Below are 3,785 nucleotides of genomic sequence, written 5' to 3' on the forward strand. Positions count from 1 at the left end.
TCTAGTGCTGAAATAAGTCAAAGAGTAGATAGAGTAGCTAAAGATATATTAGATGATGTGAATAAGAAGAGGTTTTAAAAGGGCTTTGTGCTACATAAATAAGCTTAGATTCGGCGTGTTATAATGGAATCTAAGGCTTTATGATAGCCTTTACAATCCAAACAATCACTAAATCCCCGCACAAAACAAACCTACACAAGCCACTACGCCACTCACTCAAAGCATCATAAAAAAATAATGCAATTTCACACTGCATTTTGGCACATTTTGACACAAAACATTGACACACTTTGTAAAAGAACACTAAAACGCCCGCATTCTACCCCTTTTTTTAAAAAATGCAAGTTTTTTAAGCATTTTTTGCAATCCCCATAATCCCCCTACCAAAAGCAAACCAGCCACCAAAGAAAGCCCATTTTTGCCTATTTTTAGCATTTTTGCACCACTCTCCCACGCATAAAAAAATCCCTGCGATTTCCCCACGAATCCACGCAAAACAATTTTTTTAAAAGCCCTCTCCCAAAAAATAGCACCCAAAAAAACGCCCAAAAAATAATGTGGGCGGCGGCAAAAATAATGGGGAGAGAGACAAAAGGGCAAAATAACAAGGCAAAACCAGACAAAGCACAGCCAAAAAAGACAAGAAAAAGGCAAAAAAATAATGTGGGGGCGGCTCACTTGAGTAAAGCCTATCAATAGCAAATCCCAGCCAAAAGCCCACAAAAACCCTAACAAACTCCCACTAATCACAAGAGAACCCACACACAACCAACAAAGTAGAATTTTCCTGCCAAGAGCAAACAAAACGCTCCATAGCCCCCCGCCAAGCACTCCATAAAATCTACACTCAAAGCCCAATGCAGCAGCCAATCAAAAGCCCCAAACTCAAAAACATAAACACTAAATCCAACAAAACGCTACAAATCCCAGCACACTCCACACACTCCACACACTCCACTTCAAAGCCCCACACTTCCATACCACGCAAAACAAAAAATAGACACCATCACAGCCCATTTTACTTAATCCTTAAAAAGCATATAGAATGCCAACTCCCCACGCATAAGTGCTAGGTTTCTAGTATCAACAAATCTAGCCTACTTTAAAGCTAGCTTAGATTCTCCTCTAAGAGTTGATGCTCTCAACTCTATAAATATTTAAACTAGCATAGCTAAAGCTAGGGGCTTTTGGGCTTGTTTTGGTAAAACACACCTACGCAAAAGCATAAAATTCCTACTACTCTCCATTACTCCATAATACCTTACTCCTCCCCAAGCAATGCCAAAAGCTCATTTGTGCTAAGTTTGCTATAATCATTCTCTCTTGTCTCCGCTTCTCTTACCACTTCCCTGCCATATAGGCTTACTTTCAAGCCCTCAAACATTCTCGCAGTTTTCTCCGCACACGCGATAATCATAGGGTCAGGCTTATTCCCTTTATTAAACGCCACAAGCCGCAGCAGCTCATCTTTAGCTATCATCGCACTTAGCAAGATATTTTTATTTATAAAGTTGAGATTCATCGCCTTTAGCAATAGCTCATCTGTGCTACTCTCAAGCAAATTATTTACAATCATAGAATCTAACTCACTTACATCAATATTCCCCGCTATCTGCTTTTTTAGCTCCTCCTTTTTACTGCCTATAAATGTGCTTAAGCGGTGATTTGTGAGATTATCATTCAGCACTTCTGCTTCTATCTCTTTAATCGCAGCTCCCCTTTCCCAGCCCTCTTTAGCTATCCAATTTGCCAAAGTGCGATAAGCGATGTTAAAGATTTTAGCCACTTCCTTTGCTTTTGTATCGTGTGTTTCATAATAGGCTTTTATTTCTGCTTTATTCTGTATCGCCACTTCTGCCCCTTAAAAATAAAGATTTTCACACAAATAAAGCAAAAAAGCAAGGATTTTAAAAGGGTTAAATACTTTAATGTTATAATTATGCCAATTAAATATCCGCAAGGGTGTTTAATTAGCATAATTATATACTTTTTTACATTAATGCTTAAAATAGTTAAATAGGCTTTACTTGCCCTTGTTGGTTTTCGCTCTCTATATTTTCTTGTGAGCTATCCTCGTTTTGCTCTGTATTTTCGCTCTCGGTATTGCCATTTTCTTGCTCGGTATTCTCCTTAGAATCCACTTCAGCTTCTGTTTTAGGGGCTTCAGTATTTGGCTCTTGCTCTACTTCAGGGCTAGGCTCTGGTATTTTCTCCACAAGCCCTTCTAATCCATCTAAATCAATCCTTATTTCTAAACTCCGCCTTTGGCATTACTTCCACCTTGCCACTAGATAAAGCAGATTCTATGGCTTGTGCTAATTCTTTGTTAAAAATATCCTTACTTACTTCTTCCACTTGCTTTTTGCCTTTTAAAAAATCTCGTGTGTCAATCTTTTGCATTATTTTAGCAAACATTATAGGATTCTTTCACTCAAAGCCTTATAGTCTTGTTGAATGCTTTTAATAGCTAGTGTAGCGTGTCTTTATGCGGACTTATTATTATAAATCTTGCTTACCGCCTTGCTTCCTGCTGCTCCCCCTAGCAATCCCAACGCAAATTTTTCAGGGCTAAAGGTTAGATTACCATTCTCATCTTGCTCCACTCCCACTACACTTCCACCCACTAATCCACTGCCTAAATGTGCGTTGCTTGGTCCTTTAAATTCATATTTTAAGCATTATTTAACTATAGATAACATAGAATAAGGAATATTTATCAAAAAGGGGTTTAGCTATCCCCCCGCGTTAAATCATTGATAAGTATTAAAGCTAGTAACAGCTTAGGGTAGCAACTGATTAATTACTAGCTTTTTCTAACTCCAGCAATTCTAAGCTATAAATCCTATTTCCAGCCTGTATTGTTTCTCTTAGTGTGATTTTTGCCTTTGTCGGTTTTGCGTTAATGCTAAAATCTGCGATAAATTTATGGTAGGCAATAACATCTACGCTATTATTGTTTGGCTTTTCACTTTGTGTAAGTTTGCTTATTTTGTAAAGATTTATCACATTCTCTACACTCGCAAAATGCTCCTCTTTCGTGTAGCCATTATTGATTGACTTATCCACTGCCTTAACGCTTATCATTTTATTAATCCCATCGCTAGAGACTTGGGCTTTCATTCCGCTATTGATATTTTCAAACACCTGTCCCTTTAATACTGACAAAACCTTTTTAGTATTATTTCTTAAATTTTTGAAAAAATCTTTTTCCTTTGGTATCTCTATATCCACTCTTTTCCCTTGCGTTTTTGCTTTAGATTCTAACATAGTTTTAGATTCTTGTGGTACAATGCCCTTAGAGTTTAAAGGTTCATCTTTAGAAGTCAGTAAAGGATTAAACTCATCGCTATAAGCGGACAGGTTCGCGGTGTCGCCTTTAATCTCATCAGGTATTTTACCTTTTGTCTTTTTGTAACTCGTTATAATCCAATTATTATCTCCTTGTTTATTAAATCCTTTTGAGATTCCCACTAGATAATAATCATCGCCATTTTTATACCATAGCGTATTTACCCCATTTTCGCTAAGTAATTTGCCATTTTCTACAATCTCATTTATCGCATTTGACATTTTTTCATAAGGATTATTTCCTTTAAAGTCCGCAAAGTCTTTTAAATGCTTATCCACTATCTTTTGTAAGCCTATTTTCTCATTCCCCCAAACTAAATCAATATCCCCTAATTCTTTGCGATAAAATGCCCCGCTCACTTGCCCCTTTTTGTCGGTAAAAACAATGTCGCTAGAATCCACTTCATCAAAAATCCCTTTTTATGGAGGTGTTGTGG

Annotated in this window: 8 protein-coding genes; all 8 read right to left on the reverse strand. The window is 37.3% G+C overall.

Annotated elements, in window-relative coordinates:
• Window positions 1-130: 130 nt before the first annotated feature.
• The 8 genes from EBF12_RS12245 to EBF12_RS10865 all read right to left on the reverse strand — a co-directional run bounded on the left by EBF12_RS12245 (window position 131) and on the right by EBF12_RS10865 (window position 3,750).
• Entirely contained in the window at window positions 131-256 is a 126-nt protein-coding gene (locus tag EBF12_RS12245; protein WP_279629432.1) for a hypothetical protein, read from the reverse strand.
• A gap of 47 nt (window positions 257-303) precedes the next feature.
• Entirely contained in the window at window positions 304-870 is a 567-nt protein-coding gene (locus EBF12_RS10850; RefSeq protein WP_121727657.1) for a hypothetical protein, read from the reverse strand.
• On the reverse strand, window positions 848-988 hold the full coding sequence (locus EBF12_RS11350) for a hypothetical protein (protein WP_167444807.1): 141 nt from the start codon (window positions 986-988) through the stop codon (window positions 848-850). Before EBF12_RS11350 ends, EBF12_RS10850 begins: the two co-directional genes overlap by 23 nt.
• 273 nt (window positions 989-1,261) lie before the next feature.
• Entirely contained in the window at window positions 1,262-1,852 is a 591-nt protein-coding gene (locus EBF12_RS10855) for a hypothetical protein (RefSeq protein ID WP_244196531.1), read from the reverse strand.
• Window positions 1,853-2,012: 160 nt separating this feature from the next.
• Window positions 2,013-2,216, reverse strand: coding sequence for a hypothetical protein (locus tag EBF12_RS10860; protein WP_121727658.1), 204 nt, complete (start codon window positions 2,214-2,216; stop codon window positions 2,013-2,015).
• Window positions 2,217-2,238: 22 nt separating this feature from the next.
• Complete coding sequence (locus EBF12_RS11195) at window positions 2,239-2,415, reverse strand: hypothetical protein (RefSeq protein ID WP_157979115.1); 177 nt, start codon at window positions 2,413-2,415, stop codon at window positions 2,239-2,241.
• Window positions 2,416-2,483: 68 nt separating this feature from the next.
• Window positions 2,484-2,624 (reverse strand): hypothetical protein, encoded by a 141-nt coding sequence (locus EBF12_RS11200; RefSeq protein ID WP_157979116.1) that lies wholly within the window; start codon window positions 2,622-2,624, stop codon window positions 2,484-2,486.
• Window positions 2,625-2,796: 172 nt separating this feature from the next.
• A complete protein-coding gene (locus EBF12_RS10865; RefSeq protein ID WP_121727659.1) occupies window positions 2,797-3,750 on the reverse strand; it encodes a putative barnase/colicin E5 family endoribonuclease in 954 nt (317 codons plus the stop codon).
• Window positions 3,751-3,785: the final 35 nt, after the last annotated feature.

It is taken from the genome of Helicobacter labetoulli, assembly GCF_003670275.1.
GTDB classification, from domain to species: domain Bacteria; phylum Campylobacterota; class Campylobacteria; order Campylobacterales; family Helicobacteraceae; genus Helicobacter_C; species Helicobacter_C labetoulli.

Excerpts from the sequence above, each read along its gene's own strand:
- EBF12_RS12245 (WP_279629432.1), bottom strand. The coding sequence starts at position 256 with ATGCAGTGTGAAATTGCATTATTTTTTTATGATGCTTTGAGTGAGTGG.
- EBF12_RS11195 (WP_157979115.1), bottom strand. The coding sequence starts at position 2,415 with ATGTTTGCTAAAATAATGCAAAAGATTGACACACGAGATTTTTTAAAA.